General features: G+C 74.5%; 4 protein-coding genes. 3 read left to right on the top strand and 1 reads right to left on the bottom strand.

The features are described 5' to 3' along the window. Positions 1-35 precede the first annotated feature (35 nt). Positions 36-773, bottom strand: a complete 738-nt coding sequence (locus AB0J52_RS32805; protein WP_500186723.1) for a GntR family transcriptional regulator — start codon at positions 771-773, stop codon at positions 36-38. 161 nt (positions 774-934) lie between these two features. Between AB0J52_RS32805 and AB0J52_RS32800 the strand changes: the two genes are divergently transcribed. From AB0J52_RS32800 to AB0J52_RS32790, 3 genes are all read left to right on the top strand, one after another. Then, positions 935-1,927 (top strand): Gfo/Idh/MocA family protein, encoded by a 993-nt coding sequence (locus tag AB0J52_RS32800; protein ID WP_500186722.1) that lies wholly within the window; start codon positions 935-937, stop codon positions 1,925-1,927. After that, on the top strand, positions 1,924-2,805 hold the full coding sequence (locus AB0J52_RS32795) for a TIM barrel protein (protein WP_500186721.1): 882 nt from the start codon (positions 1,924-1,926) through the stop codon (positions 2,803-2,805). The genes AB0J52_RS32800 and AB0J52_RS32795 overlap by 4 nt, the downstream gene beginning before the upstream one ends. Before the next feature lie 17 nt (positions 2,806-2,822). After that, positions 2,823-3,429, top strand: a 607-nt coding sequence (locus tag AB0J52_RS32790; RefSeq protein ID WP_500186724.1) for a PfkB family carbohydrate kinase, incomplete at its 3' end; no start/stop codon positions are given.

Below are 3,429 nucleotides of genomic sequence, written 5' to 3'. Positions count from 1 at the left end.
CCGCCGTGGGCGTGCGGCGCGGGCGTCGCGGCGGGCTACCTGTCCACGAGCGTGTGGGAGAACGCGTAGCGGTCGGCCCGGTAGACGTGGGCGCCGTACTCCACGGCGTTCCCCTTGTCGTCGAAGGCCGTCCGGGTCATGGTGAGCAGAGGGGCGCCCCGGCGGGTGTCCAGCAGCCTCGCCTCGGCGGCGGTAGCGCCGCGCGCGCCGATGGTCTGGTGGGCGATCCGCAGGTTGACCCCCGCGCCGCGGAACACCTCGTACAGGCCGTGCGCCTCCAGGTGGGCCGCGGTGACATCGATCAGCCCGAGGGGGACGACGTTGGTCATCAGGCCGAGGGGCTCGCCGTCGGTGAACCGCAGCCGGCGCGTCAGCAGCACGTCCGCCCCCGCCGCGACGCCGAGCCGCTCGGCGGCCTCCGCGTCGGCGGGGACGGTCCCGAACTCCAGGATCCGCGTGCGGGGTTCGCGCCCGTCGGCGGTGAGGTCGTCGTAGAGGCTGGACAGCTCGATCGGACGCCGCACCTGGGACTGGACCACCTGCGTCCCGACGCCCCGCTTGCGGACCAGCAGCCCCTTGTCGACCAGGTGCTGGATCGCCTGCCGCAGGGTGGGCCTGGAGAGCCGGTAGCGCGCGGCCAGTTCGAGCTCGTTGTCGAGGCGGGCGCCGGGCGACAGCTCGCCCGCGCGGATCGCGGCCTCCAGCTGCTGGGCGACCTGGAAATAGAGCGGGACCGGGCTGCCCCGGTCGAGCGTCACGGTGGGTCCTCGCACGTGGGGAGGATAGCGGACGGTCGGTGATTTGACCTAAAGTCCATATGTCACGACAAACTATTGACAGCTCCTGGAGCGTTCCATGAGACTCGGTCACGCCGGCGACGGCGCCGGCGACGGCATGGGAGGGCCCGTATGAGGCGAACGGAAGGCGCGGTCACATGAGGGTCGGACTGGCGGGGGCGGGACGGATCGGAGCCGCGCACGCCGAGACGTTGAACGCTCTGGTCGATGAGGTCGTCATCGCCGACGCGGACGCGGGGCGCGCCCGGGAGGTCGCCGCCAAGCTGGGCGCCGGGGCGGTGGACGGGGTCGACGAGCTGTTCTCGTCCGGCCTGGACGCCGTGGTCGTCGCGACGCCGACGTCCGCGCACGCGGGACTGGTGATCAAGGCGGTCGAGGCGGGGCTGCCGGTCTTCGTCGAGAAGCCGCTCGCGGCCGACCTGGACGGGACGATCCGCACGCTGACCGCGCTGCGCGGCTCCGACGTGCCGGTGCAGGTCGGCTTCCAGCGGCGCTTCGACCCGGGCCACGTCGCCGCGCGCGACGCGGTGCGCTCCGGGAGCCTCGGCTGGGTGCACACGGTGCGCTCGCTGACCCTCGACCGCGTGCCGCCGCCGGACGAGTACATCCCCACCTCCGGCGGCCTCTTCCGGGACTGCTCGGTCCACGACTTCGACGCCGTCCGGTTCGTCACCGGACGCGCCGTCACCGAGGTGGCCGCGACCGGAGCCAACCACGGGCCGGGGGCGTTCGCCGCGTCCGGCGACGTGGACACCGGCTCGGCGATGCTCACGCTCGACGACGGCGCGATCGCCGTCGTCTCCGCGACCCGGTACAACGCCGCCGGCTACGACGTGCGGCTGGAGGTGCTCGGCTCGCGCGCGGGCGTCGTCGCCGGGCTGGACGACCGGACCCCGCTGGCCCCGGCCGGGGACGGCTTCCGTCCCGCGGGCCCGTCGCACGGCGGGTTCCTCGAACGGTTCGCCGAGGCGTACGCGGCCGAGCTGCGCGCCTTCGTCGATGTGGCCGCGGGCGGCGCCCCGAGCCCGTGTCCGCCCGAGGAGAGCCTGGAGGCGCTCTACGTGGCCGAGGCATGCGAGATCTCGCGCCGGGAGAGGCGCACCGTCGCGATCGAGGAGGTACGCAGGTGAGCACCGACATCGTCGCGGCCGGACGGGTCGCCGCCGCCCCCATCTCGTGGGGCGTCTGCGAGGTCCCCGGCTGGGGCCACCAGATGGAGCCGGGCCGGGTGCTGGCCGAGATGCGCGACCTCGGGATCAGCGCGACCGAGTTCGGGCCGGACGGCTTCCTGCCCGCGGGCCCGGCCGACCGGGCCGCCCTGCTGGGCTCCTACGGGCTGGCGCCCGTCGGCGGCTTCGTCCCCCTCGTGCTGCACGACCCGGACCAGGACCCGATGCCGGAGCTGGCGCGCGCGCTCGACTCGTTCGGCGACCCGGGCGCCACGGTGGTCCTCGCCGCCGTCACCGGACTGGACGGCTACGACGAGCGGCCCGTCCTGGACGCGGAGAACTGGAAGACCCTGTTCCGCAACCTCGACCGCGCCGCGGCCCGCGCCGCCGAGCGCGGCCACCGGGCGGCCCTGCACCCGCACGTCGGCACGGTCGTCGAGCGCCGCGAGGAGGTCGGCCGGGTGCTGGCCGGGTCGGACGTCCCGCTCTGCCTGGACACCGGGCACCTGCTGATCGGCGGCACCGACCCGCTGGAGCTGGCCCGTTCGGCCGCCGCGCGGATCTCCCATGTGCACCTCAAGGACGTCGACGCGGCGCTGGCCGCGAGCGTCCAGGCCGGACGCGCGACGTACACCGGCGCGGTCCGCGACGGCATCTACCGCCCGCTCGGCCGGGGCGACATCGACATCGCGGGCATCGTCGCCTCGCTCGAAGGCGCCGGTTACGGGGGCTGGTACGTCCTCGAACAGGACACCATCCTGGAGTCCGAGCCCGCACCGGACGCGGGCCCGCGCGGCGACGTGCGCGCGAGCCTGGCCTTCCTCGGGAGGACGCCGTGACCTTCGACCTCATCACCATGGGCCGGGTCAGCGTGGACCTCTACCCGCTCCAGTCCGGCGTCCGGCTGGAGGACGTCGAGTCGTTCGGCAAGTACCTCGGCGGCAGCCCGACCAACGTCGCGGTCGCGGCGGCCCGGCACGGCCACCGGGCCGCGGTGGTCACCCGGACCGGCGCGGACCCGTTCGGCCGGTTCGTCCACCGCAAGCTCCGCGAGTACGGGGTGGACGACCGGTTCGTCACCGACGTCCCCGGCCTGCCGACGCCGCTGGCGTTCTGCGAGGTCTTCCCGCCCGACGACTTCCCGCTCTACTTCTACCGGTACCCCAAGGCGCCCGACCTGGAGATCCGTCCGGAGGAGCTCGACCTGGACGCCGTCGCCGCCGCCCGGATCTTCTGGGCGACGGTGACCGGCCTGTCCCAGGAGCCGAGCCGGGAGGCGACGCTGGCGGCGCTCGCCGCGCACTCCGGGACGACCGTTCTGGACCTGGACTGGCGGCCGATGTTCTGGGAGTCGCCCGAGGACGCCAAGGACCTTGTCGCCCGCGCGCTGGAGCACACGACCGTGGCGGTCGGCAACCTGGAGGAGTGCGAGGTCGCGGTCGGCGAGCGCGAGCCGCGCGCCG

Source organism: Spirillospora sp. NPDC049652 (genome assembly GCF_040675125.1).
GTDB lineage: Bacteria > Actinomycetota > Actinomycetes > Streptosporangiales > Streptosporangiaceae > Spirillospora.
Note: the sequence above shows the minus strand (reverse complement) of the source record. Positions and strands in the feature narration are given on the sequence as shown.